The organism is Streptomyces sp. RB17 (assembly GCF_009604455.1).
In the GTDB taxonomy this organism is placed as follows: Bacteria; Actinomycetota; Actinomycetes; order Streptomycetales; family Streptomycetaceae; genus Streptomyces.
Genome location: NZ_WEGL01000001.1, coordinates 957,136 through 981,721 on the forward strand (window position 1 = coordinate 957,136; position 24,586 = coordinate 981,721).

Annotated in this window: 17 protein-coding genes; 10 read left to right on the forward strand and 7 right to left on the reverse strand. The window is 69.7% G+C overall.

Annotated features, from left to right (window positions below; all coding sequences use genetic code 11):
- Window positions 1-214: 214 nt before the first annotated feature.
- Together SRB17_RS04435 and SRB17_RS04440 are read right to left on the reverse strand one after the other, a co-directional pair.
- Window positions 215-850, reverse strand: a complete 636-nt coding sequence (locus tag SRB17_RS04435; RefSeq protein WP_323374960.1) for a DUF305 domain-containing protein — start codon at window positions 848-850, stop codon at window positions 215-217.
- Window positions 850-1,527, reverse strand: coding sequence for a DUF3105 domain-containing protein (locus SRB17_RS04440; protein WP_153534715.1), 678 nt, complete (start codon window positions 1,525-1,527; stop codon window positions 850-852). The genes SRB17_RS04435 and SRB17_RS04440 overlap by 1 nt, the downstream gene beginning before the upstream one ends.
- Before the next feature lie 196 nt (window positions 1,528-1,723).
- Between SRB17_RS04440 and SRB17_RS04445 the strand changes: the two genes are divergently transcribed.
- Both SRB17_RS04445 and SRB17_RS04450 read left to right on the forward strand, forming a co-directional pair.
- The gene (locus SRB17_RS04445; protein WP_153534717.1) at window positions 1,724-2,176 is read left to right on the forward strand and encodes an RrF2 family transcriptional regulator; all 453 of its coding nucleotides are present in this window, start codon (window positions 1,724-1,726) and stop codon (window positions 2,174-2,176) included.
- A gap of 205 nt (window positions 2,177-2,381) precedes the next feature.
- Window positions 2,382-3,041 (forward strand): hypothetical protein, encoded by a 660-nt coding sequence (locus SRB17_RS04450; protein ID WP_153534719.1) that lies wholly within the window; start codon window positions 2,382-2,384, stop codon window positions 3,039-3,041.
- 5 nt (window positions 3,042-3,046) lie between these two features.
- On the opposite strand, the gene SRB17_RS04455 is transcribed toward SRB17_RS04450, so the two are convergent.
- The gene (locus SRB17_RS04455) at window positions 3,047-4,237 is read right to left on the reverse strand and encodes a globin domain-containing protein (protein WP_153534721.1); all 1,191 of its coding nucleotides are present in this window, start codon (window positions 4,235-4,237) and stop codon (window positions 3,047-3,049) included.
- A gap of 305 nt (window positions 4,238-4,542) precedes the next feature.
- Between SRB17_RS04455 and glnA the strand changes: the two genes are divergently transcribed.
- The gene (glnA, locus tag SRB17_RS04460) at window positions 4,543-5,904 is read left to right on the forward strand and encodes a type I glutamate--ammonia ligase (protein ID WP_153534723.1); all 1,362 of its coding nucleotides are present in this window, start codon (window positions 4,543-4,545) and stop codon (window positions 5,902-5,904) included.
- Window positions 5,905-5,997: 93 nt separating this feature from the next.
- Here the strand turns inward: glnA and SRB17_RS04465 are convergent, their stop codons facing one another.
- Window positions 5,998-6,273, reverse strand: a complete 276-nt coding sequence (locus SRB17_RS04465) for a hypothetical protein (protein WP_194293897.1) — start codon at window positions 6,271-6,273, stop codon at window positions 5,998-6,000.
- A gap of 525 nt (window positions 6,274-6,798) precedes the next feature.
- Here SRB17_RS04465 and SRB17_RS04470 point away from each other — a divergent pair.
- Window positions 6,799-9,798, forward strand: coding sequence for a bifunctional [glutamine synthetase] adenylyltransferase/[glutamine synthetase]-adenylyl-L-tyrosine phosphorylase (locus tag SRB17_RS04470; RefSeq protein WP_153534725.1), 3,000 nt, complete (start codon window positions 6,799-6,801; stop codon window positions 9,796-9,798).
- Between the two features lie 22 nt (window positions 9,799-9,820).
- On the opposite strand, the gene SRB17_RS04475 is transcribed toward SRB17_RS04470, so the two are convergent.
- Together SRB17_RS04475 and SRB17_RS04480 are read right to left on the reverse strand one after the other, a co-directional pair.
- Window positions 9,821-10,684, reverse strand: a complete 864-nt coding sequence (locus SRB17_RS04475) for a phosphatase PAP2 family protein (RefSeq protein ID WP_153534727.1) — start codon at window positions 10,682-10,684, stop codon at window positions 9,821-9,823.
- A gap of 68 nt (window positions 10,685-10,752) precedes the next feature.
- Window positions 10,753-11,787 (reverse strand): LacI family DNA-binding transcriptional regulator, encoded by a 1,035-nt coding sequence (locus SRB17_RS04480; RefSeq protein WP_323374961.1) that lies wholly within the window; start codon window positions 11,785-11,787, stop codon window positions 10,753-10,755.
- 309 nt (window positions 11,788-12,096) lie between these two features.
- Between SRB17_RS04480 and SRB17_RS04485 the strand changes: the two genes are divergently transcribed.
- The 5 genes from SRB17_RS04485 (at window position 12,097) to SRB17_RS04505 (ending at window position 18,795) form a co-directional block, all read left to right on the forward strand.
- On the forward strand, window positions 12,097-13,374 hold the full coding sequence (locus SRB17_RS04485) for an extracellular solute-binding protein (RefSeq protein ID WP_153534731.1): 1,278 nt from the start codon (window positions 12,097-12,099) through the stop codon (window positions 13,372-13,374).
- 101 nt (window positions 13,375-13,475) lie between these two features.
- Complete coding sequence (locus SRB17_RS04490) at window positions 13,476-14,480, forward strand: carbohydrate ABC transporter permease (protein WP_153534733.1); 1,005 nt, start codon at window positions 13,476-13,478, stop codon at window positions 14,478-14,480.
- 16 nt (window positions 14,481-14,496) lie between these two features.
- On the forward strand, window positions 14,497-15,402 hold the full coding sequence (locus tag SRB17_RS04495) for a sugar ABC transporter permease (RefSeq protein WP_153534735.1): 906 nt from the start codon (window positions 14,497-14,499) through the stop codon (window positions 15,400-15,402).
- Between the two features lie 182 nt (window positions 15,403-15,584).
- Window positions 15,585-17,270 (forward strand): alpha-amylase family glycosyl hydrolase, encoded by a 1,686-nt coding sequence (locus SRB17_RS04500; RefSeq protein WP_153534738.1) that lies wholly within the window; start codon window positions 15,585-15,587, stop codon window positions 17,268-17,270.
- A gap of 148 nt (window positions 17,271-17,418) precedes the next feature.
- Window positions 17,419-18,795 carry an alpha-amylase gene (locus SRB17_RS04505; RefSeq protein WP_194293898.1) on the forward strand — a complete coding sequence of 459 codons (1,377 nt, stop codon included), beginning with the start codon at window positions 17,419-17,421 and terminating at the stop codon, window positions 18,793-18,795.
- 57 nt (window positions 18,796-18,852) lie between these two features.
- Here the strand turns inward: SRB17_RS04505 and SRB17_RS45980 are convergent, their stop codons facing one another.
- Window positions 18,853-19,002, reverse strand: coding sequence for a carbohydrate-binding module family 20 domain-containing protein (locus SRB17_RS45980; RefSeq protein ID WP_228395892.1), 150 nt, complete (start codon window positions 19,000-19,002; stop codon window positions 18,853-18,855).
- Between the two features lie 188 nt (window positions 19,003-19,190).
- Here SRB17_RS45980 and pulA point away from each other — a divergent pair, with 188 nt between their 5' ends.
- On the forward strand, window positions 19,191-24,566 hold the full coding sequence (pulA, locus tag SRB17_RS04515) for a pullulanase-type alpha-1,6-glucosidase (RefSeq protein WP_323374962.1): 5,376 nt from the start codon (window positions 19,191-19,193) through the stop codon (window positions 24,564-24,566).
- The last annotated feature ends 20 nt before the right edge of the window (window positions 24,567-24,586 follow it).

Genomic DNA, 24,586 nt, shown 5'->3' on the forward strand with positions numbered 1-24,586 from the left:
TCGCATGCATGTCGTGGTCGGTACGTCATGCGTCCGCGTGCCGGCCCGCGGCGGTTTCGGCCGACCGTATGGATCACACGATGGGGGTCACTCTTTCGATGAACCGTTCATGCCAGGGGAACGGAAAGGTCAAGAGAAGCTCAAGGAACCGTCAGTTGGGGTGATTTGAGGCTTTCGTCCGTGCGGCGGTGTTGTGAAAGGGGTTGCCCGCCGTTCACGAACGCGGTTTCGCGCCCCGCTCCTTGAGCATCTGGGCCATTATCCGGAGTTCGGACTGCTGCGCGTCGACCATGCCCTGCGCGAGCCGCTTCTCCACCCCGACGGCGCACTTGGCGACACAGCCCTCGGCCATGTGGATCCCGCCCTTGTGATGGTCCGTCATCAGCTGCAGGTAGAAGACCTCGGCCTGCCCGCCGCTCAGCGACTGGAGCTTCTTCAGCTCCGTGTCGGTCGCCATACCCGGCATCAGCGAGCCGTCCCCGCGCTCGGGCATGTCGCCCATACCCATCCAGGCCATAGGCGGCTTCGCCGACACCTTCGGCAGCCCCCACAGGTCCAGCCAGCCGAGCAGCATGCCGCGCTGGTTGGCCTGCGTCTGCGCGATGTCGTAGGCGAGCCGCCGCACTTCCGCGTTCTGCGTGCGGTCCCGGACGATGTACGACATCTCGACGGCCTGCTGGTGGTGCACGGCCATGTCCCGGGCGAACCCGGCGTCCGCCGATTCGGCGGCCGGCGTCTGCACGGACGAGCCGCCGCTCGTGTCCTCGGCGACCGCGTACGTGATCGCACCGGCCGCGACGAGCACCGCCGCCGCGGCCCCGGCGACCCAGCCGACGTGCCGACGCTTCACTACATCGCCCCGCTGGTGCAGGCGGCGCCCGGCTCCGGGGTCTGCGGGCCCTGGACGTAGGCGGCGAAGAACTTGCTCACTTCGGGGTCGTCCGCGCTCTTGACGGTCACCTGGTGGCCCCAGGCCGAGAGGATCAGCGGCGCGGCCTGGTTCTCGTACGGGCTCATCAGCGAGTACGGCGTCTTCTTCACCTTCGCCGCGAGCGCGTCGACGTCGGCCTTCTTCGCCTTGCTGGTGTACGTCACCCAGACCGCGCCGTGCTCCAGCGAGTGCACGGCGTTCTCGTCCTGCAGCGGCTTGGTGTAGACGGTGCCGTCGCAGGTCGCCCAGATCGGGTTGTGGTTGCCGCCGACCGGGGGGTGCATCGGGTAGGACACCTTGGTCTGCACGTGCGTCCGCGACAGCTTGCCGGACCAGGTCTTCACGCCGTCCTTGTCGGCGGTCCAGTGCCCGGAGTCCCCGGCACTCCCGGAGCCCTTGGAGTCGCTCGCGGCGTCCTTCTTCTTCCCGGACTGGGAGTTCACGAGGACGACGCCGCCGACGACGAGGCCGGCGACGATCACCACGCTCGCGGCGATGGTGAGTACGCGGCTGCGGCGCTCGCGCGCACGCTCGGCGCGGCGCATCTCCTCTATGCGCGCCTTGCGCGCCGCGCTGCTGTTCTTGGCGGAACCCATGAGGTGTCCTTCTGGGGAAAGGGGCGGCAACGGGAAGGGTGGGGCCCGCTGATCGTAATGGGGCAGGGGTCGACTTCCGTAGAGAGGGCTCGGCAAAGAGGCAACCGGGAGCGGGGGGAGGGATGGGGCGATCGGGGGCGGGGCGACTGGGGCGGGATAATTTGAACCGTGGATGCGTATTACCTACGCTCGTGACATGCGGCTCCTGCGCTCCACCGACCTCGCCCTGCGCGTCCTGATGCGCCTGGCCGTGGCCGCCGACACCATGCCCACCACCCGCCAGGTCGCGGCGGACATGGACGTGCCCTACACGCACGCCGCGAAGGTCGTCGCCGAACTCCAGCACCTGGGCCTCGTCGACGCCCGGCGCGGCCGGGGCGGCGGCCTCACCCTCACCGCCGAGGGCCGTACGGCCTCGGTCGGCGCGGTGGTGCGCACCTTCGAGGGCGACGGTGACGTGGTCGACTGCGAGGGTACGACGGGTACGGCCCCTTGCCCGCTGAACACCGGCTGCCGGCTGCGCGGCGCCCTGCGCCGGGCCCAGGAGGCCTTCTACGCGGCGCTGGACCCGGTCACCGTCGCCGAGATCGTCGCCGAGCCGACGGGCTCGCTGCTGCTGGGCATCTCCCGGGGGCCGCAAGCCGGTTGACGGCTCTCGACGCGGCGCGTTCACCGGTGGCCGTTAAGGTGCGCGTGTGATGGAGGGGAACCAGGGGACGGATGACGAACGGTGGAACGAGTTCGTCAGAGAGTTCGAGAAGAGCAGGGGGATCCACAGCGGGGGGATCCACGAGCCGGGCGCGGCTGAGCGCGAGGCCCCTGCGAAGCGTCCGCCACGCCGCAAGCTCGCAGCGGTGACTGCCACGGTCGGTGCCGTGGCCGTGGTGGCCGTGGTGGCCGGGGTGGGATTCTGGCTGAGCGCGGGGCACGGAACGCGGCACGAGACAGCGGCGAAGGCGGCGGGGTACGCGCCGGTCGCTCCCTCGGAGGGGCCGTCGGAACCGGCGAAGTCCGCGGTGCCGATGTCCATGGTCACCGCGGACCAGGCGTTCCCGGCACACGTCGACGGTTACACCAAGGTCAAGCAGTCGGGCGGACCGAACTGCACCGGCTCGGGCATGGTCGGTCCGAACCTGACCGCGCTGATCGGGGCGAGCAAGGGCTGCCGTGGCGTGATCGGGGCTTTGTACAAGGACGCGTCGGACGACCAGTACACGATCGTCGCGTTCGGCATGAAGGACCAGGCCGACGTCCCCCACCTGGTCGGCGCGCTGGGCTCGCACCCCACCGACTACGAAGTGGGCGTGCTGGTGCCGCCCGCCGGATCCGGTCTGAGGACGCTGCCGGCGGACAGCGGGCTGGTGCAGTCCTTCACCGGTTACGGCAGGTTGCTGGTGGTCGGCCTGGCCCAGTGGTCGGACGGCCGCAGCGCCGACTACCAGGGCCTGGTCGCCAAGCTCCAGCCGCTCCTGGACAAGGTGACCGAGGCGGCCGCCGGACACGACCAGGGCTGAGCCCGTCAGGCGCCCTGCTGCGCCAGCCACAGGTCCGGGCCGAACACCTCGTAGTGGATGTCGGCCGGGGCCACGCCCTTCTCGATCAGCTGGGCACGCACCGCGCGCATGAACGGCAGCGGGCCGCACAGGTACGCGCGCGTGCCTGCCGGTACGGCGATGTCGGCGAGGTCGACCAGGCCGGTGCGGGTGCCCGGCTCGGCGTCCCGCCCGTAGAAGAAGTGCACGGACGCGTCCGCGAGCTTCCCGGCGTACGTCTCGTGTTCGGTGCGCAGGGCGTGGTCGGCGGGGGAGCGGTCGCCGTGGACGACGGTGACCGGGGCGCCGTGGCCGCCCGCCGCGAGGTCGGCCAGCATCGCGATCATCGGGGTCACGCCGATGCCGGCGGAGGCGAGCAGCAGGGGGGTCTCGGCGCCGGCGTCCAGGACGAGGTCGCCGTACGGCTCGGACAGGTCCAGGACGTCGCCGACGCGCACGCGCGCGTGGAGGTGGTTCGAGACCTCGCCGTCGGGGGCGTCGTCGCCCTCCACGCGCTTGACGCTGAACTGGCGGAGCGTCTCGCCGGGCGCGCCGGACAGGCTGTACTGCCGTATCTGGCGGGCGCCGTCGGCCAGCCCGACCTGGACGGAGACGTACTGTCCGGCGCGGAAGTCGCGCACCGGGCCGCCGTCGGCGGGCCGCAGCCGGAAGGTGACGACGTCCGCCGTCTCATGGATGCGCTCCACGACCTCCCAGGGGCGGCGCTCCGTGCTGCCACTCTCCTCGTACAGGCGCTTCTCGACGGCGATGAGCGCGTTGGCCATCAGCCAGTAGACCTCGGTCCAGGCGGCGGCGACCTCGGGCGTGACGGCCTCGCCGAGGACCTCGGCGATGGCGCCGAAGAGGTGCTCGTGCACGATCGGGTAGTGCTCGGGGGCCACGCCCAGGGAGGCGTGCTTGTGCGCGATGCGGCTGAGCATCCCGTCCGGCCGCTGGTCCGGGTTGTTCACCAGGTACGTGGCGAAGGCGGCGATGGAGCCGGCGAGGGCCTGCTTCTGGGCGCCGGAGGCCTGGTTGCCGCGGTTGAACAGGTCCCGCAGCAGCTCGGGGTGGGCGGCGAAGAGGCGGGCGTAGAAGCGCTCGGTGATCTCGCCGATGGCCGCGCCGACTGCGGGAAGGGTGGCGCGGACGGTGGCTGCGGACCGCTCGGTCAGCATCAGTGCTCCTTACGTCTGAACTGATCCGAACGTAAGAAAAGTTGCATCTGAGATGCAAATTAAACGGACGTGGCATCCCTCACGTCGGAAAGCGGATCGGCCATTACGGATGTCGGTCCGAGCAGGCAAGATGGGCGACACAGCAGTACACCTGCCGTACGAGAGGCGTTCAGGCCGGGTACGCGTCCGCGATCAAGGTCCGCAACGCGCGTGAAATGGTGTTGTGGTGGGATGCTCAAGTGCCCGACCGCCTCCCGCGGGATCGGGGACAGGCGGCCTGACCAGCAAGGATGGGGTAGCGGAAGATGGACAAGCAGCAGGAGTTCGTGCTCCGGACGTTGGAGGAGCGCGACATCCGGTTCGTACGCCTGTGGTTCACGGACGTGCTGGGCTTCCTGAAGTCCGTCGCCGTGGCCCCCGCCGAGTTGGAGCAGGCCTTCGACGAGGGCATCGGCTTCGACGGCTCGGCCATCGAGGGCTTCGCCCGGGTCTACGAGTCCGACATGATCGCCAAGCCGGACCCGTCCACCTTCCAGGTCCTGCCCTGGCGCGCGGAGACCCCCGGCACCGCCCGCATGTTCTGCGACATCCTCATGCCGGACGGCTCCCCGTCCTTCGCCGACCCCCGCTACGTGCTGAAGCGCGCCCTGGCCCGCACCTCGGACCTGGGCTTCACCTTCTACACCCACCCCGAGATCGAGTTCTTCCTGCTGAAGGACCGCCCGCTGGACGGCTCACGCCCCACCCCGGCCGACAACTCGGGCTACTTCGACCACACGCCCACCAACGTCGGCATGGACTTCCGCCGCCAGGCGATCACCATGCTGGAGTCGATGGGCATCTCGGTGGAGTTCTCCCACCACGAGGGCGCCCCGGGCCAGCAGGAGATCGACCTGCGCTACGCCGACGCGCTGTCGACGGCGGACAACATCATGACGTTCCGCCTGGTCATGAAGCAGGTGGCGCTGGAGCAGGGGGTGCAGGCGACCTTCATGCCGAAGCCCTTCTCCGAGCACCCGGGCTCCGGCATGCACACGCACCTGTCCCTCTTCGAGGGCGACCGCAACGCGTTCTACGAGTCCGGCGCCGAGTACCAGCTCTCCAAGGTCGGCCGCTCCTTCATCGCGGGCCTGCTGCGGCACGCGGCGGAGATCTCCGCGGTCACCAACCAGTGGGTGAACTCCTACAAGCGCATCTGGGGCGGCTCCGAGCGCACGGCCGGCGCCGGCGGCGAGGCCCCGTCGTACATCTGCTGGGGCCACAACAACCGCAGCGCCCTGGTCCGCGTCCCGATGTACAAGCCCGGCAAGACCGGCTCGGCCCGCGTCGAGGTCCGCTCCCTGGACTCGGGCGCGAACCCCTACCTGGCCTACGCCGTCCTCCTGGCGGCCGGCCTGAAGGGCATCGAGGAGGGCTACGAGCTCCCGCCGGGCGCCGAGGACGACGTCTGGGCCCTCTCCGACGCCGAGCGCCGCGCGATGGGCATCGAGCCCCTCCCGCAGAACCTCGGCGAGTCCCTGACCCTCATGGAACGCAGCGACCTGGTCGCCGAGACCCTCGGCGAGCACGTCTTCGACTTCTTCCTGCGCAACAAGCGCCAGGAGTGGGAGGAGTACCGCTCCGAGGTCACGGCGTTCGAGCTGCGCAAGAACCTGCCGGTGCTGTAGGCGCAGGTCAGGGCGGGCTTCCCGCCCGCCCACAGCTGACGGCCCGCCCACAGCTGACGGCCCGCCTCTCGGGGCGGGCCGCTGCCTGCTTGTTCACCGCCACTCCGAGTCGGAGGCGGACTCGGGGCGGGGCTGCTGGGACCGCTCGGGATGGACGTGCTTGCGGTTGTTGCAGGCGTCGTACACCGAGCTGCCCGTCCACGGCGCGGTGAGCGGGACGAGCCCGAGGGCCGTCTCGCAGAGCTTGTTCGGGGTCAGGGGCCGGCCGGCGATGTTGATGCGGCCGTGGGTGCCGTCGTCGGCGTGGGCGGGGGCGGCGAGCGCGAGACCGGTGACGGTGAGCGCGGCGAGAGCGGTGATCTTCTTCACACCCTGGTCAACGAGACCGAATCCGCCCAGGTCACGCGGCCGACGCCGGTGCGGTTATCCGACGTACGCGGGCGACACCGCAGCCATGCTGATCCGCCGCGCCGCCCCCGACCCGTCCGCCGGAGCCTCGTACAGATCGGCGGCACCCCGGGCGCGGCCCCGAGTGACAACGATCGGGAAGGCGTCATCCGGGCTGCAGACACCGAGGCAACTGCCTTGGACGGCGCTACGGTGTCTGGCCTGGCGCGTCGCGGTGGCCGCAGGCGGGACGCGATGGCACTGGACGGCAATACCCGCCGGAAAGACCGGTCCACCGGCACCGGGGCGTGACGACGATCAGCGCACCCACGGCCGGCCGACACCGGCCACGAGGAGCGGCACGTGGCGCAGGATTCCACCTGCACGCCCATGCCACCCCTCCCCGTTGGGCACAACCCGTGCAAGACACCATCTGCTGCATAGAATCACTTAGCTGATCAGAGACGTTCTGGCCAGGACGACCTAGCGCCAGGGGAGGCCACGGAGATGACGCCGGGGCGCAGAAGCAGCACCTTCACCCGCCTGCTCCGACACGGCTTCACCGACCCCTCCGCCGCCGAGCGCCTCCTCGACGGCCCGGAACTCACCCCCGTCCGCGACGACCCCGTCCTCCTGGAAGCCCTCGGCGCCACCGCCGACCCCGACCTCGCCCTGCACGGCCTGGTCCGCCTCCTGGAGGCCCAGGACGGCCCCACCGCCCACCGCGAACTGCTGGACACCCTCATCGCGGCCAAGCCGCTGCGAGACCGCCTCCTCGGCGTCCTCGGCGCCTCCGCCGCCCTCGCCGACCACCTGGCCCGCCACCCGGCCGACTGGCACGCCCTGGTCACCTACGAGCCACAGGACCTGCACCCGGGCCTCGCGGAGTTCGAGCGCGGCCTGGCCGAGGCCACCGACCCCGTCTCCCTCCGCGTCGCCTACCGCCGCTGCCTGCTCTCCATCGCCGCCCGCGACGTCTGCGGCACCACGGACGTCGCCGAGGCGGCCGCCGAACTCGCCGACCTCGCCACGGCCACCCTCCGCGCCGCCCTGGCCATCGCGCGGACGAACGCCCCGGCCGACGCCGCCGCCTGCCGCCTCGCGGTGATCGCGATGGGCAAGTGCGGCGGCCACGAACTGAACTACGTCTCCGACGTGGACGTGATCTTCGTGGCCGAAGCGGCCGAAGGCACCACCGAGGCCAAGGCACTCACCGCCGCCACCCGCCTCGCCAGCCACCTCATGCGGATCTGCTCCGAGACCACGGTGGAGGGCTCCATCTGGCCGGTGGACGCCAACCTCCGCCCCGAGGGCCGCAACGGCCCCCTGGTCCGCACCCTCTCCTCCCACCTCGCCTACTACCAACGCTGGGCGAAGACCTGGGAGTTCCAGGCCCTGCTCAAGGCCCGCCCGGTAGCGGGGGACGCGGAACTCGGTCACGCCTACGTGGACGCACTCGAACCCCTGGTCTGGAAGGCCGCCGAACGCGAGAACTTCGTAGCGGACGTCCAGAAGATGCGCCGGCGCGTGGTCGAGAACATCCCCGCGTCCGAGATCGAACGCGAACTCAAGCTCGGTCCCGGCGGCCTGCGCGACGTCGAATTCGCCGTCCAGCTCCTGCAGTTGGTCCACGGCCGCACCGACCAGTCCCTCCGCAGCGGCACCACCCTCCACGCCCTGCAGGCCCTGGCCGCCGGCGGCTACGTCGGCCGGGAGGACGCCGCCCGCCTGGACGAGGCCTACCGCTTCCTGCGCTCGATGGAACACCGCATCCAGCTCTACCGCCTGCGCCGCACCCACCTCGTCCCGGTCGCCGAGGAGGACCAGCGGCGCCTCGGCCGCTCCCTGGGCCTGCGCACCGACCCGGCGGCCGGGCTGATCCGCGAGTGGAAGCGGCACACCGGCGTCGTACGACGGCTGCACGAGAAGCTCTTCTACCGCCCGCTGCTCGACGCGGTCGCCCAACTCGCCCCCGGCGAGGCGCGCCTGAGCCCCGAGGCGGCCCGCGAGCGCCTCGTGGCACTCGGCTACGCCGACCCGGCGGCCGCCCTGCGCCACCTCGAGGCACTCGCCTCCGGCGTGACCCGCAAGGCGGCGATCCAGCGCACCCTGCTCCCCGTCCTCCTCGGCTGGTTCGCCGACTCGGCGGACCCGGACGCGGGCCTGCTGAACTTCCGCAAGGTCTCCGACGCGCTCGGCAAGACCCCCTGGTACCTGCGCCTCCTGCGCGACGAGGGCGCGGCCGCCGAGAACCTGGCCCGCGTGCTGTCGGCGGGCCGCCTGGCGCCCGACCTCCTCATGCGCGCCCCCGAGGCGGTGGCCCTGCTGGGCGACGGCGACGGCGGCGGCCTCGACCCGCGCGGGCGCCCCCACCTGGAGCAGGAGATCCTGGCCGCCGTGGGCCGCGCCGAGAACGCCGAGCACGGCGTCACCGCGGCCCGCGGCGTGCGCCGCCGGGAGCTGTTCCGGACGGCTGCCGCCGACATCGTCGGCTCCTACGGCACCGAGACCAGCCCCGCCGAGGCCGACCAGGGCGCGCTGGTGGACCGGGTCGGCGCGGCGGTCTCCGACCTCACCGCCGCCACCCTCGCCGGCACCCTGCGCGCGGTGGTCCGCGACGGCTGGGGCGACACGCTGCCGACCCGGTTCGCGATGATAGGGATGGGCCGGTTCGGCGGTCACGAGCTGGGCTACGGCTCCGACGCGGACGTCGTCTTCGTACACGAGCCGCAGGACGGCGTGGACGAGCACGAGGCGGCCGCCGCCGCGAACAAGGTCGTCGCCGAGATGCGCCGCCTGCTGGCGCTGCCCAGCGCCGACCCGCCGCTGCTCATCGACGCCGACCTGCGCCCGGAGGGCAAGTCGGGCCCGCTGGTGCGCACCCTGAAGTCGTACGAGGCGTACTACCGCCGCTGGTCCCTGGCCTGGGAGTCCCATGCGCTGCTGCGGGCCGAGCCGGTCGCCGGGGACGAGGACCTGGGCCGCCGCTTCACCGAGCTGATCGACCCCCTGCGCTACCCCCGGCGGGGCCTCGACGAGGACGCCGTACGCGAGATCCGCCGGCTGAAGGCCCGTATGGAGTCCGAGCGCCTCCCGCGCGGCGCCGACCCCAAGCTGCACACCAAACTCGGTCCGGGCGGGCTGTCCGACGTCGAGTGGACCGTGCAGCTGTTCCAGCTCCGGCACGGCTGGGAGCAGCCGGGGCTGCGCACCACCCGCACCCGGGAGGCGCTGGCCGCCGCCCGCGAGGCCGGGCTGCTGTCCGCCGAGGAGGCGGAGATCCTGGACGAGGCCTGGGTGCTGGCGACGAGGGTGCGCAACGCGGTGATGCTGGTGCGTGGCCGGGCCGGGGACACGTTCCCCACCGAGCCGCGCGAGCTGTCCGCCGTGGGCCGCTACCTGGGCTACGGCGCCGGGCACGCCGGGGACATGCTGGACGCCTACCGCCGTACCACCCGCAGGGCGCGCACGGTGGTCGAGGAGTTGTTCTACGGCAACGGAGGATGACACCGGGCCGGAGCCACGGTGCTCACACCCGGGCCGCCGCCCGCTCCGGCCCGGTCCTGCGGACCGGCACCAGCCTGGGCAGGGCGTACGGCAGCGCGCCGTACCACACCCGGGCCACCGTGAACCCGAAGGCCAGGCACAGCACACCGCCCACCGCGTCCAGCCAGAAGTGGTTGGCCGTGGCAACGATGACCAGCAGGGTGGCCGCCGGATAGAGCAGCCCCAGCACCCGCACCCACGGCACGGACGACAGCGCGAAGATCGTCAGCCCGCACCACAGCGACCAGCCGATGTGCATCGACGGCATCGCCGCGTACTGGTTCGACATGTGCTTCAGGTCGCCGGAGGCCATCGAGCCCCACGTGTGGTGCACCATCACGGTGTCCACGAAGTGCCCGCCGCGCATCAACCGGGGCGGCGCGAGCGGGAACAGGTAGTAACCGGCGAGAGCCACGCCGGTGGTCGCGAACAGCGCCAGCCGCGCCGCCGCGTAACGCCCCGGATGCCACCGGTACAACCACACCAGCACACCGATCGTGATGATGAAGTGCAGTGTGGCGTAGTAGTAGTTCATGCCGATGATCAGCCAAGTCACCGAGTTCACGGCGTGGTTGACGGACTGTTCGACGGCGACGCCGAGATGGTGTTCGACCCGCCAGATCCAGTCGGCGTCGCGCAGCGCCTTGCCCCGCTGCTCCGGGACGGCGTTGCGGATCAGTGAGTACGTCCAGTAACTCACCGCGATCAGAAGGATCTCGAACCAGAGCCGCGGCCGGCGCGGACTTCGCATCCGCCGCAGCAAACCCCCGCCGTCCTCGCCCGTGTCGGTGCGCGGAACGGCCACCTCCTCGCGACCTTCCGACTGCGTCACGGTCGAGTCACTCATGGGCATCAAGTCTGCCAGAAAAGGGTCCTTCGCCCGATCATCCCAAGGTCGGGTCCGCCACGCACCTTCTACGACGTACGGACGACATTCGGCGCGGAATCGGTCGAACCGCGCACCACCAACTCCGGCATGAACACGAACTCGCTGTGTGGCGCGGGTGTCCCGCCGATCTCCTCGAGCAACGTGCGCACCGCGGCCTGGCCCATCGCCGGCACCGGCTTGCGGACCGTGGTCAGCGGCGGGTCGGTGAAGGCGATCAGCGGGGAGTCGTCGAAGCCCACCACCGACACGTCCCGGGGCACCTGGAGGCCCTGCTGCCGGGCCGCCCGTATCGCGCCGAGCGCCATCATGTCGCTGGCGCACACCACGGCCGTGCAGTCCCGGTCGATCAGCGCGGTCGCGGCCGCCTGGCCGCCCTCCAGCGTGTACAGCGAGTGCTGGATCAGCTCCGTCTCGACCGTCTCGGCGGCGAGCCCCAACTGGTCCTGCATGGCCCGCACGAAGCCCTCGATCTTGCGCTGCACCGGCACGAACCGCTTCGGCCCGAGGGCGAGCCCGATCCGGGTGTGTCCGAGCGACACCAGATGGGTCACAGCGAGCGTCATCGCGGCCCGGTCGTCGGGGGAGATGAACGGCGCCTGCACCTTCGGCGAGAACCCGTCCACCAGCACGAACGGCACGCCCTGCGCCCGCAGCCGCTCATAGCGCTGCATGTCGGCGGTGGTGTCGGCGTGCAGCCCGGAGACATAGATGATCCCCGCGACCCCCCGGTCCACCAGCATCTCGGTCAGCTCGTCCTCGGTCGACCCGCCGGGGGTCTGCGTGGCGAGCACCGGCGTATAGCCCTGGCGGGTCAGCGCCTGGCCGATGACCTGGGCCAGCGCCGGGAATATCGGGTTCTCCAGCTCCGGCGTGATCAGCCCGACCAGGCCCTCGCTGCGCTGCCGCAGCCGTACCGGGCGCTCATAGCCCAGGACGTCCAGCGCGGCGAGCACGGACTGGCGGGTGGTGGCGGCGACGCCCGGCTTCCCGTTGAGGACCCGGCTGACGGTCGCTTCGCTCACCCCCGCCTGCGCAGCGATGTCCGCAAGCCGTGTGGTCACGGCACTGGACTGTACCGGTCGTATGTCGCCTTGCACACCGACGGGACGCCGTGCGCGAGCGGCCGGACGGCCCGCCCTGGGTTGCTGCCTCATCGGGCTCCCTCGAATTGGTGGCGGCAAGAGCTTGCAGAGTCTTGCACACGGGTTGTCTCCACGCTGAGCGGTAACGACAGGGTAACCATCGTGTTCCCTTGCACTTTTTTTCTGCAAGGTCTTTCGCAACGCTTACAACGCTGTTACGTTCCTGGTCGCTCGGCGGCAGCAACGGCGCAGTCGGCATCACACGGGCTAAACCCTCAAGGAGAACTCATGCGGCGTGGCATAGCGGCCTCCGCGCTGGTGGCGTCCCTCGCCCTCGCGGCGACGGCCTGCGGCGGCGGGAGCAGCAGCGACAGCGGTAAGTCGGACGGCCCGGTGACCATCACCTGGTGGGACACCTCCAACGCCACGAACGAGGCGCCGACGTACCAGGGCCTGATCAAGCAGTTCGAGGCTGCCAACAAGAACATCAAGGTCAAGTACGTCAACGTCCCCTTCGACCAGGCGCAGAACAAGTTCGACACCGCGGCCGGCTCCAAGGGTGCCCCGGACGTGCTGCGCTCCGAGGTCGGCTGGACCCCGGCCTTCGCCAAGAAGGGCTACTTCCTGCCGCTGGACGGCACCGAGGCCCTCACCGACCAGGCCAAGTTCCAGCCCAGCCTGATCAAGCAGGCCCAGTACCAGGGCAAGACCTACGGCGTGCCGCTGGTCACCGACACCCTGGCCCTCGTCTACAACAAGGCGCTGTTCCAGAAGGCCGGCATCACCGACGCCCCCAAGACCTGGGACGAGCTGAAGTCCGACGCCGCCAAGGTCCAGGCCAAGACGGGCCAGTACGGCTACTGGGGCTCGACCCAGGCCTACTACGCGCAGACCTTCCTCTACGGCGAGGGCACCGACACCGTCGACGCCACCGCCAAGAAGATCACCGTGAACTCGGCGGCCGCGAAGAAGGCCTACGGCACCTGGCTGAGCACGTTCTCCGGCAAGGGCCTGCACAAGGCCGACACCACCGCCGACGCCTACGCCCACATCCAGGACGCGTTCGTCAACGGCAAGGTCGCCGCGATCATCCAGGGCCCCTGGGAGATCACGAACTTCTACAAGGGCAGCGCCTTCACGGACAAGTCCAACCTCGGCATCGCCACCGTCCCGGCCGGCTCCACCGGCAAGGCGGGCGCCCCGACCGGCGGCCACAACCTCGCGGTCTACGCCGGCTCGGACAAGGCCCACCAGACCGCGGCGCTGAAGTTCGTGAAGTTCATGACCTCGGCGGCCTCCCAGGAGACCATCGCCCTGAAGAACTCCACCCTGCCCACGCGTGAGGACGCCTACACCGACAAGGTCAAGGCCGACCCCGGTATCGCTGGCTACCAGGCCGTCCTGCCCGCCGCCCAGCCCCGCCCGGCGCTGCCCGAGTACAGCAGCCTGTGGGGTCCGCTCGACACCGAGCTGCCCAAGATCGCCGGCGGCAAGGAGTCGCTGGACAAGGGTCTGAGCAACGCCGAGGTCGCCATCGGCAAGCTGGTGCCCGACTTCAGCAAGTGATGCCCGCGTGGCCGCCGGATCCTCTCGTAAGGAGGGGAAGGATCCGGCGGCCACCGCCCTGTGCCCGGCCCAACTCCTTGATCTTTTGAAGGTGTCGAACCATGACAGTCGCCATCGACCGCGCGACCGGCAAGCGCCGCGGTGACCGCGCGCCTCGGCCCGGGCTGGGGCAGCGCATCAAGAACGGTTACCAGAGGTACTGGTACGCGTACGCGATGATCGCCCCGGTGGTCGTCGTGCTCGCCGTGATCGTGGGCTACCCGCTGCTCCGCGGTGTCTACCTGACCCTCACCGATGCCAACAGCCTCAACTCGGCGCGCACGATCGGCGTCAACCACATCCCGGCCACCTACAAGTTCATCGGGTTCGGCAACTACAAGGACATCCTGTTCGGCCCGCTGTCGTACGACCGGTTCTGGTCGCACTTCCTGTGGACCGTCGTCTGGACGGCCGCCTGTGTCGCCCTGCACTACACCATCGGCCTGGGCCTCGCGCTCATGCTCAACGAGAAGCTGCGCGGCCGCACCATCTACCGGGTGCTGCTGGTCCTGCCCTGGGCCGTGCCGACCTTCGTCACCGTCTTCTCCTGGCGGATCATGCTCTCCGACTCCGGAGTGATCAACCAGATCCTGCACGCCGTCCACCTGCCCGAGCCGCAGTGGCTGGAGGACACCTTCTGGCAGCGGTTCGCCGCGATCATGGTCAACACCTGGTGCGGCGTGCCGTTCATGATGCTCTCGCTGCTCGGCGGACTGCAGTCCATCGACTCCTCGCTCTACGAGGCCGCCGAGATGGACGGCGCCAGCGCCTGGCAGCGCTTCCGGCACGTGACCCTGCCGGGGCTGAGGTCGGTCAGCTCCACCGTCGTACTCCTCGGCATCATCTGGACCTTCAACCAGTTCGCCATCATCTTCCTGCTGTTCGGCCCGACCAGTGCCCCGGACGCCCAGATCCTCGTCACCTGGGCCTACTTCCTGGGCTTCGGCCAGCAGCCGCGCGACTTCGCCCAGTCCGCCGCGTACGGCGTACTGCTGCTGTCGATCATCACCGTCTTCACCTCCTTCTACTTCCGCTGGCTGAAGCGCAATGACCAGCTCGCCGTCTGACGCCGCAGGAGCCGCCATGAGCACCACGACCCTGGAAAAGACCGAGGCCGGGCCCGCCCCCGCCGCGCAGGCCCCGCGCCGGACCCGCCGCCGCGGCGAACGCGGCCCGCTCGGCGCCGCCGTCCTGCACGGCGGCCTCGCCGTCGCGAGCCTGATCGCGCTCGCCCCGGTGGCCTGGCTGATCTTCCTGTCGCTCGGCCCCGAGAAGGACGACTACCTGCACCCGGGCAAGATCCTGGGCAAGATCAGCTTCTCCAACTACAGCTTCGTGCTGGAGCACACCGGCTTCTTCGACTGGTTCAAGTCGACGATGATCGTGGCCGGCGGCACCACCCTGATCGGCGTCTTCGTCGCCGCCACCACCGGCTACGCCGTCTCCCGGATGCGCTTTCCCGGCTACAAGCAGCTGATGTGGGTCCTGCTGCTCACCCAGGCCTTCCCGATCGCCATCCTGATCGTGCCGATGTACGAGATCTTCAGCCAGCTCGATCTCATCGACACCTACTGGGCGCTGATCGTCATCAACTGCACCACCGCGGTGCCGTACAGCGCCTGGCTGCTCAAGGGGTACTTCGACACCATCCCCTTCGAGATCGACGAGGCCGGACGCGTCGACGGGCTCTCCCCGTTCGGCACCTTCTTCCGGCTGATCCTGCCGCTGGCCCGGCCGGGCCTCGCCGTCGCCGCCTTCTACAACTTCATCACCGCCGTCGGTGAGGTCGCCTTCGCGACCACCTTCATGCTGGACGACTCCAAGTACACCTTCGCCGTCGGTCTGCAGACCTTCGTCAGCGAGCACGACGCCCAGTGGAACTACATGGCCGCCACCGCGGTGCTGATCGCGATACCCGTGTCGGTGTTCTTCTACCTCGTGCAGAAGAACCTCGTCACCGGCCTCACCGCCGGTGGCACCAAGGGCTGACGCCCGCCCCGGGACTCCCGCGCGCCTCACCGCGCGGGTAGGCGGCCGCGGTGTCCATCCGACCCCGCTGTCACCGCGGCCGCCTCGCACACCCCGCCGGTGCCGCATCCTCCGGCCCGCACCCGCCGTCGTACCGCACCCACGCGCCCATGACCCGAACTCGTTTACCTCTCAAGGACGCCATGAGCCAGCAGCACCCTGCCGCACCGGCCCCCCACTCCGCCGTGGCCGCCGTCGCCGACCGCCGCCGCGACTGGTGGCGGGACGCCGTCATCTACCAGGTCTATCCGCGCAGCTTCGCCGACAGCAACGGCGACGGCATGGGCGACCTGGAAGGCGTGCGCTCCCGCCTGCCGTACCTGCGTGACCTCGGCGTCGACGCCGTGTGGCTCAGCCCCTTCTACGCCTCCCCGCAGGCCGACGCGGGCTACGACGTCGCCGACTACCGCGCCGTCGACCCGATGTTCGGCAACCTGCTCGACGCCGACGCGCTGATCCGCGACGCCCACGAACTGGGGCTCAGGATCATCGTCGACCTCGTCCCGAACCATTCCTCCGACCAGCACGAGTGGTTCAAGCGCGCCCTCGCCGAGGGCCCCGGCTCCCCGCTGCGCGAGCGCTACCACTTCCGCCCCGGCAAGGGAGAGAACGGCGAACTCCCGCCCAACGACTGGGAGTCCATCTTCGGCGGCCCCGCCTGGACGCGGGTGACCGAGCCGGATGGCACGCCCGGCGAGTGGTACCTGCACCTCTTCGCCCCCGAGCAGCCCGACTTCAACTGGGAGCACCCGGCCGTCGGCGACGAGTTCCGCTCCATCCTGCGCTTCTGGCTGGACATGGGCGTGGACGGGTTCCGCATCGACGTGGCCCACGGCCTGGTCAAGGCAGACGGCCTGCCCGACCTCGGCTCCCACGACCAGCTCAAACTGCTGGGCAACGATGTCATGCCGTTCTTCGACCAGGACGGCGTCCACGCGATCTACCGCCAGTGGCGGCGGATCCTGGACGAGTACGCGGGCGAGCGCATTTTCGTGGCCGAGGCCTGGACGCCGACCGTCGAGCGCACCGCCAACTACGTCCGCCCGGACGAGCTGCACCAGGCCTTCAACTTCCAGTACCTGTCGACGGAATGGGACGCGAGGGAACTCCGTACCGTCATCGACCGCACCCTGGAGGCCATGCGCCCCGTCGGCGCCCCCGCCACCTGGGTCCTGTCCAACCACGACGTCACCCGGCACGCCACCCGCTTCGCCAACCCGCCCGGCCTCGGCACCCAGATCCGCACCGCCGGAGACCGGGAGCTGGGCCTGCGCCGCGCCCGCGCCGCCACCCTCCTCATGCTGGCGCTGCCCGGCTCGGCGTACGTCTACCAGGGCGAGGAACTGGGCCTCCCGGACGTCGTCGACCTGCCCGACGAGGTGCGCCAGGACCCGGCGTACTTCCGCGGCGCCGGCCAGGACGGCTTCCGCGACGGCTGCCGGGTGCCGATCCCGTGGACCCGCGAGGGCTCCTCGTACGGCTTCGGCAGCGGCGGCAGCTGGCTCCCGCAGCCGGCGAGCTGGGGCGAGCTGAGTGTGGAGGCGCAGACGGGTGCCGCGGGCTCGACGCTGGAGCTGTACCGGTCCGCGCTGAGCGTGCGCCGTTCCCAGCCCGACCTCGGCGCGGGAGACGCGGTGGAATGGCTGCGGGCGCCCGAGGGTGTGCTGGCCTTCCGGCGGGGCGAGTTCGTGTGCGTCGCGAACACGACCGGCGAGTCCGTGACGACCACGTCCTACGGCCGTGTCCTGCTCGCCAGCGGTGAGGTGACCGAGGCCGACGACGAGACGAAGGTACCCGCCGACACGACGGTGTGGTTCACGACCGTCTGACTGGGTGGTCTGACGGCCCGTCGGCAAGTTCTTGCATCAACTTCACACCGGCCCGCTGCCTTTCAGGCAGCGGGCCTTTAACATCTGCGTCACCGCAAGTTTGCTGAAACATTGCAGCAAGCGCCTTCAAGGACGAAGGAACCCCCACATGGCACGCAGAACCCTCCCCGCGGCGCTCGCCCTCGCCGCCGCCGTTACGGTTGGCATGTACCCGACTACAGCGCAGGCCTCCCCGCCCGGCACCAAGGACGTCACCGCCGTCCTCTTCGAGTGGAACTACGCCTCGGTGGCCCGCGAGTGCACCACCACCCTGGGCCCCGCCGGCTACGGCTACGTCCAGGTCTCCCCGCCGGCCGAGCACATACAGGGCTCGCAGTGGTGGACGTCGTACCAGCCGGTGTCGTACAAGATCGCGGGCCGGCTCGGCGACCGCACCGCGTTCAAGAACATGATCGACACCTGTCACGCCGCCGGTCTGAAGGTCGTCGTCGACACGGTCATCAACCACATGTCGGCGGGCAGCGGCACCGGCACCGGCGGCTCGACGTACTCGAAGTACGACTACCCCGGCCTGTACTCGTACCCGGACTTCGACGACTGCACCTCCCAGGTCACCAACTACCAGGACCGCTGGAACGTCCAGCACTGCGAACTCGTCGGCCTGGCCGACCTGGACACCGGCGAGGAGTACGTCCGCAAGACCATCGCCGGCTACATGAACGACCTGCTCTCCCTGGGTGCCGACGGCTTCCGCATCGACGCGGCCAAGCACATCCCGGCGGACGACCTGGCGAACATCAAGTCCCGTCTGACCAACCCCTCCGTCTACTGGAAGCAGGAGGTCATCTACGGCGCGAACGAGGCCGTCCAGCCCTCCGAGTACACCGGCAACGGAGACGTCCAGGAGTTCCGCTACGCCTACGACCTCAAACGCGTCTTCAACAACGAGAAGCTGGCCTACCTCACCAACTTCGGCGAGGGCTGGGGCTATCTGAGCAGCTCCGTGGCCGGCGTCTTCGTCGACAACCACGACACCGAGCGCAACGGCTCCACCCTCAACTACAAGGACGGCGCCAACTACACCCTGGCCAACGTCTTCATGCTCGCCTGGCCCTACGGCGCCCCGGACATCAACTCCGGCTACGAGTGGTCCGACGCGGACGCCGGCCCGCCCAACAACGGGCAGGTCAACGCCTGCTGGCAGGACGGCTGGAAGTGCCAGCACGCCTGGCCGGAGATCATCCGCATGGTCGCCTTCCGCAACACGACCCGCGGCCAGGCCGTCTCCAACTGGTGGGACGACGGCAACAACGCGATCGCGTTCGGCCGGGGAGGCAAGGGCTACGTGGCGATCAACCACGAGTCCGGCAGCCTGACCAGGACGTACCAGACGTCACTGCCCGCGGGCACGTACTGCAACGTCCAGAGCAACACGACGGTGACGGTGAACTCCAGTGGGCAGTTCACCGCCACCTTGGGCTCGAACACGGCGCTCGCGATCTACGCCGGGAAGTCGAGCTGCTGAGCCCGGAGAACCACTTCCAGGTGTCACTCGTCGTGCAGCCGGACGAACTGTCCGTCGTCACGAGCGGTTCGTCCCGGAATCCCAGGTCACGTTCCCGGAGCCGTCCTTCTTGACGTACTCGTACGCGAAGGTCGTGCTCTTGGGGACGATGACCGGTCGGCTCCAGTTCGGGTGAGACGCCGAGGACAGGGGGATGGCGTCCGCCAGGAAATGAGGGGACGGAAAGCAACAGCCCGTGAGGGTCGGGGAGTTGAGAAGGGCGCGCCAAGGTTGACGCTGAAACTTCTTGCTATGAGTTTCAAGACTCTTGCTGTAAACCTTTCGTCGGCGATACGGTCGCGCGGGGTCGGACCCAAGGGATCCAAAAGAGCCGCATCCGCTAGGAGTTACCGCCTGTGATACCGAGAGCGAAACGGGCCGCGGCCGTCACCGCCGTGGCCCTTGCCGCCGCCCTGATCCAGCCACTGGCCGCACACGCGGCCACCCCGCCTCCGCCGCCTCCCACGGACGCCAAGCTCGCCGCCGTACCCGCCCGGCACGACAACACGCGCGAGCAGTTCTACTTCGTCATGCCGGACCGTTTCGCCAACGGGGACACGTCCAACGACAAGGGCGGACTGACCGGCTCCCGGCTCAGCACCGGCTACGACCCCACCGACAAGGGCTTCTACCAGGGCGGCGACCTCAAGGGCCTGACGAAGAAGCTGGACTACATCAAGGGGCTCGGCACCACCGCCATCTGGATGGCCCCCATCTTCAAGAACCGCCCGGTGCAGGGCACGGGCAGCAATGCCTCCGCCGGCTACCACGGCTACTGGATCACCGACTTCACCCAGGTCGACCCGCACTTCGGCACCAACCAGGATCTCAAGGCCCTCATCTCCAAGGCCCACGCCAAGGGCATGAAGGTCTTCTTCGACGTCATCACCAACCACACCGCCGACGTCGTGGACTACCAGGAGAAGGCGTACGACTACCTCTCCAAGGGTGCCTTCCCCTATCTGACCAAGGACGGGCGGCCGTTCGACGACGCCGACTACGCGGACGGCGCGAAGAAGTTCCCGGCCGTCTCCGGAGCGTCCTTCCCGTACACCCCGAAGGTCACCAGTCGGTCCAAGGTTCCGGCCTGGCTCAACGACCCGACGATGTACCACAACCGGGGCGACTCGACCTTCGCCGGCGAGTCCGCGACCTACGGCGACTTCTCCGGCCTGGACGACCTGTGGACCGAGCGTCCCGAGGTCGTGCACGGCATGGAGAAGATCTACGAGCGGTGGGTGAAGGACTTCGCCGTCGACGGCTTCCGGATCGACACCGTCAAGAACGTCGACATGGAGTTCTGGACGCAGTGGGCCACCGCGCTCGACACGTACGCGGCGGCGCACGGCCGGAAGAACTTCTTCATGTTCGGCGAGACCTACTCGGCGGACACGAACGTCACGTCCCCGTACGTCACCCAGGGCCGCCTCGACGCCACCCTCGACTTCCCCTTCCAGGACGCGGCCCGCTCCTACGCCTCCCAGGGCGCGAGCGCGCGGAAGCTCGCGAGCGTCTTCGGTGACGACTACAAGTACACGACCGACAAGGCCAACGCGTACGAGCAGGTCACCTTCCTCGGCAACCACGACATGGGCCGGATCGGGTACTTCCTGAAACAGGACAACCCGAAGGCCACCGACGCCGAGATCCTGAAGAAGGACGAGCTCGCCAACCAGCTGATGTTCCTCAGCCGCGGCAACCCGGTCGTCTACTACGGCGACGAGCAGGGCTTCACCGGCTCCGGCGGCGACAAGGACGCCCGCCAGACCATGTTCGCCTCCAAGGTCGCCGACTACCTGGACGACGACGAGATCGGCACCGACCGCACCCACGCCAGCGACTCCTACGACAAGAGCGCCCCGCTCTACCGCCAGATCGCCGCGCTCTCGAAGCTCCGCAAGGCCAACCCGGCCCTGACCGACGGCGTCCAGACGCAGCGGTACGCGGCCGACGGCGCCGGGGTCTACGCCTTCACCCGCACGGACGCGAAGACCGGGCAGGAATACGTCGTCGCCCTCAACAACGCCGGCACCGCGCGGACGGCGACCTTCGCGACCGGGTCCGCCGGCATGGCGTACGAGGGCGTCTACGGCGCCGACGACACCGTGAAGTCCGACGCCGACCGCAAGGTCACCGTCACCGTGCCGGCCGAGTCCGCCGTCGTCTACAAGGCGTCCGGCACCCTCGACAAGCCGGCCGCCGAGCCGACCGTCACCCTCGAGGCTCCGGCCGCCGGAGCCACCGGCACCGTGGACGTCACCGCCGACGTCGACGGTGGTCAGCTGAACCGGGTCGTCTTCGCCGCGCAGGTCGGCAACGCCAAGTGGCAGGTACTGGGCTCCGCCGACCACGCCCCGTACAAGGTCACCCAGACCCTCGGCAAGGACATCCCCGCAGGGGCCGCGCTGCGCTACAAGGCCGTCGTGATCGACTCGGCCGGGCACACCGCGAGCGCCACGGCGAGCAGCACCTCCGGGACCCCGCCCGCGCCCGAGGTCCCCACGGCCTCCTCCCGCGACTATGCGATCGTCCACTACAAGCGCACCGACGGCGACTACGGCAACTGGGGCCTGTACGCCTGGGGCGACATCGCCGACGGCGAGACCACGAACTGGCCGGCCAGCCACCCCTTCGTCGGCCGGGACGCCTACGGTGCCTTCGCCTACGTCAAGCTCAAGCCCGGCGCCTCCGGCGTCGGCTTCCTGGTCATCGACAAGGACGGCAACAAGGACGTCTCCGCCGACCGGAGCATCGACGTCACCAAGACGGGTGAGGTGTGGGTCGAGCAGGGGAAGCCGGACGTACTGACGCAGAAGCCCGACTACCCGGCGCAGGACAGGACCAAGGCGGTCATCCACTACCACCGGGCCGACGGTGACTACGACGGCTGGGGCCTGCACGTCTGGACGGGCGCCGCGAACCCCACCGACTGGTCGAACCCGCTGAAGCCGGTGAAGACTGATGCCTATGGCGCGGTCTACGAGGTGCCGCTCACCGAGGGTGCCACCAGCCTCAGCTACATCATCCACAAGGGCGACGAGAAGGACCTCGCCGCCGACCAGTCCCTCGACCTCAAGTCCGACGGCTACGAGGTGTGGCTGTTGAACGGCCAGGAGAAGTACCTGCTGCCGCAGCCGGCGGGCAGCTCGGCCGCCCTCGACCTGAGCACCTCCAAGGCGATCTGGATCGACCGCGACACGGTTGCCTTCAACGGCGTGGACGGCGCCGCCTCCACCCAGCTGCTGTACTCCCTGGACGGCTCGATCGCCGTCAAGGACGGGGCGCTGACCAGCGACGACGAGCGCTGGATCCGGCTGGAGAAGACCACGCTGACCGACGCCCAGAAGGCGAGGTTCCCGCATCTGAAGGACTACACCGCCTGGTCCGTCGACCCGCGTGACCGGGACCGGGTGCGCGGGGCGCTCAAGGGCCAGCTCGTCGCCTCGCAGCGTGCCGCCAACGGCGCCGTCCTGGCGGCGACCGGCGTGCAGATCGCGGGCGTGCTGGACGACCTCTACCCGGCCGCGGCCAAGGCACAGCTCGGCCCGGTCTTCCACGACGGAAAGCCCACCCTCTCCGTCTGGGCGCCGACCGCGCAGCACGTCTCCCTGGAGCTGGGCGGCTCCACCGTGCCCATGCACCGCGACGACACCACCGGTGTCTGGTCCGTCACCGGCCCGGCGTCCTGGAAGGGCAAGCCCTACCGGTACGTGGTGAAGGTGTGGGCGCCCAGCGTCCACAAGATGGTGACCAACAAGGTGACCGACCCCTACTCGGTCGCCCTCACCGCGAACTCCGAGCGCAGCCTCGTCGTCGACCTGAACGACAAGGCCCTCGCCCCGAGCGGCTGGTCGGCCCTGCACAAGCCCAAGGCCGTACCGCTGAGGGACGCGCAGATCCAGGAGCTGCACATCCGGGACTTCTCGGTCGCCGACAAGAGCGTCCCGGCGAAGGACCAGGGCACCTACCTGGCCTTCACCGACAAGAACAGCGACGGCTCCAAGCACCTGAAGGAGCTGGCGAAGTCCGGCACGTCGTACGTCCACCTGCTGCCCGCGTTCGACTTCGCCACCGTCCCCGAGAAGAAGGCCGACCAGGCGAGCCCCGACTGCGACCTCGCCTCCTACGCGGCCGACTCCGACAAGCAGCAGGAGTGCGTGGCGAAGAGCGCCGCGAAGGACGCCTACAACTGGGGGTACGACCCGTACCACTTCACCGTCCCCGAGGGCTCGTACGCCACCGACCCGGACGGCACCGCCCGTACGGTCCAGTTCCGCGAGATGGTGCAGGGGCTCAACCAGGACGGCCTGCGGGTCGTCATGGACGTCGTCTACAACCACACGGCGGCCGGCGGCCAGGCCGACACCAGCGTGCTGGACAGGATCGTGCCCGGCTACTACCAGCGGCTGCTCGCCGACGGGTCGGTGGCCAACAGCACCTGCTGCGCCAACACCGCGCCGGAGAACGCGATGATGGGCAAGCTGGTCGTGGACTCGATCGTCACCTGGGCCAAGGAGTACAAGGTCGACGGGTTCCGCTTCGACCTCATGGGCCACCACCCGAAGGCCAACATCCTCGCCGTCAGGAAGGCCCTCGACGCGCTCACCCTGAAGAAGGACGGCGTCGACGGGAAGAAGATCATCCTGTACGGCGAGGGCTGGAACTTCGGGGAGGTCGCGAACGACGCCCGGTTCGTGCAGGCCACGCAGGCCAACATGGCCGGCACCGGCATCGCCACCTTCTCCGACCGCGCCCGTGACGCGGTGCGCGGCGGCAGCCCCTTCGACTCCGACCCCGGCATCCAGGGCTTCGCGTCCGGGCTGTACACCGACCCGAACGGGTCCACCGCCAACGGTTCGAAGGACGAGCAGAAGGCCCGGCTCCTGCACTACCAGGACCTGATCAAGGTCGGGCTGAGCGGAAACCTGGCGAAGTACCACTTCACGGACACCGACGGCAAGGAGGTCACCGGAGCGGAGATCGACTACAACGGCTCGCCCGCCGGCTACGCGGACGCGCCCGGCGACGCCCTCGCCTATGTGGACGCGCACGACAACGAGTCGCTGTTCGACGCCCTGACCTACAAGCTCCCGAAGGACACCTCCGCGTCCGACCGAGCCCGCATGCAGGTCCTGGCGATGGCCACGGCCGCCCTGTCGCAGGGGCCGGCCCTGTCCCAGGCGGGCACCGACCTGCTGCGCTCGAAGTCGCTGGACCGCAACTCCTTCGACAGCGGGGACTGGTTCAACGCCATCCACTGGAACTGCGCCGACGGCAACGGCTTCGGGCGCGGGCTGCCCATGGCGGCCGACAACCAGTCCAAGTGGGACTACGCCCGGCCGCTGCTCACGAGCGTGAAGGTGGGCTGCCCGCAGATCAGCGGCGCCTCCGCCGCCTACCAGGACCTGCTGAGGATCCGGACGACCGAGCAGGCGTTCTCGCTCGGTACGGCCACGCAGGTGCAGGACCGGCTCTCCTTCCCGCTGTCGGGGAAGGACGAGACGCCGGGGGTGATCACCATGAAGCTCGGTGACCTCGTCGTCGTCTTCAACGCCACGCCGCAGCGGCAGGAGCAAAAGATCGACAGCCTGGCGGGGACGTCGTACCGGCTGCACCCGGTGCAGGCCTCCGGCGCCGACCCGGTGGTGAAGACCTCCTCCTATGCGGCCGATTCGGGCACGTTCAGCGTCCCGGCGCGGACGGTGGCGGTGTTCGGCCGGGCGACGAAGTAGGGTCGGGGCCGTTGCCGTAG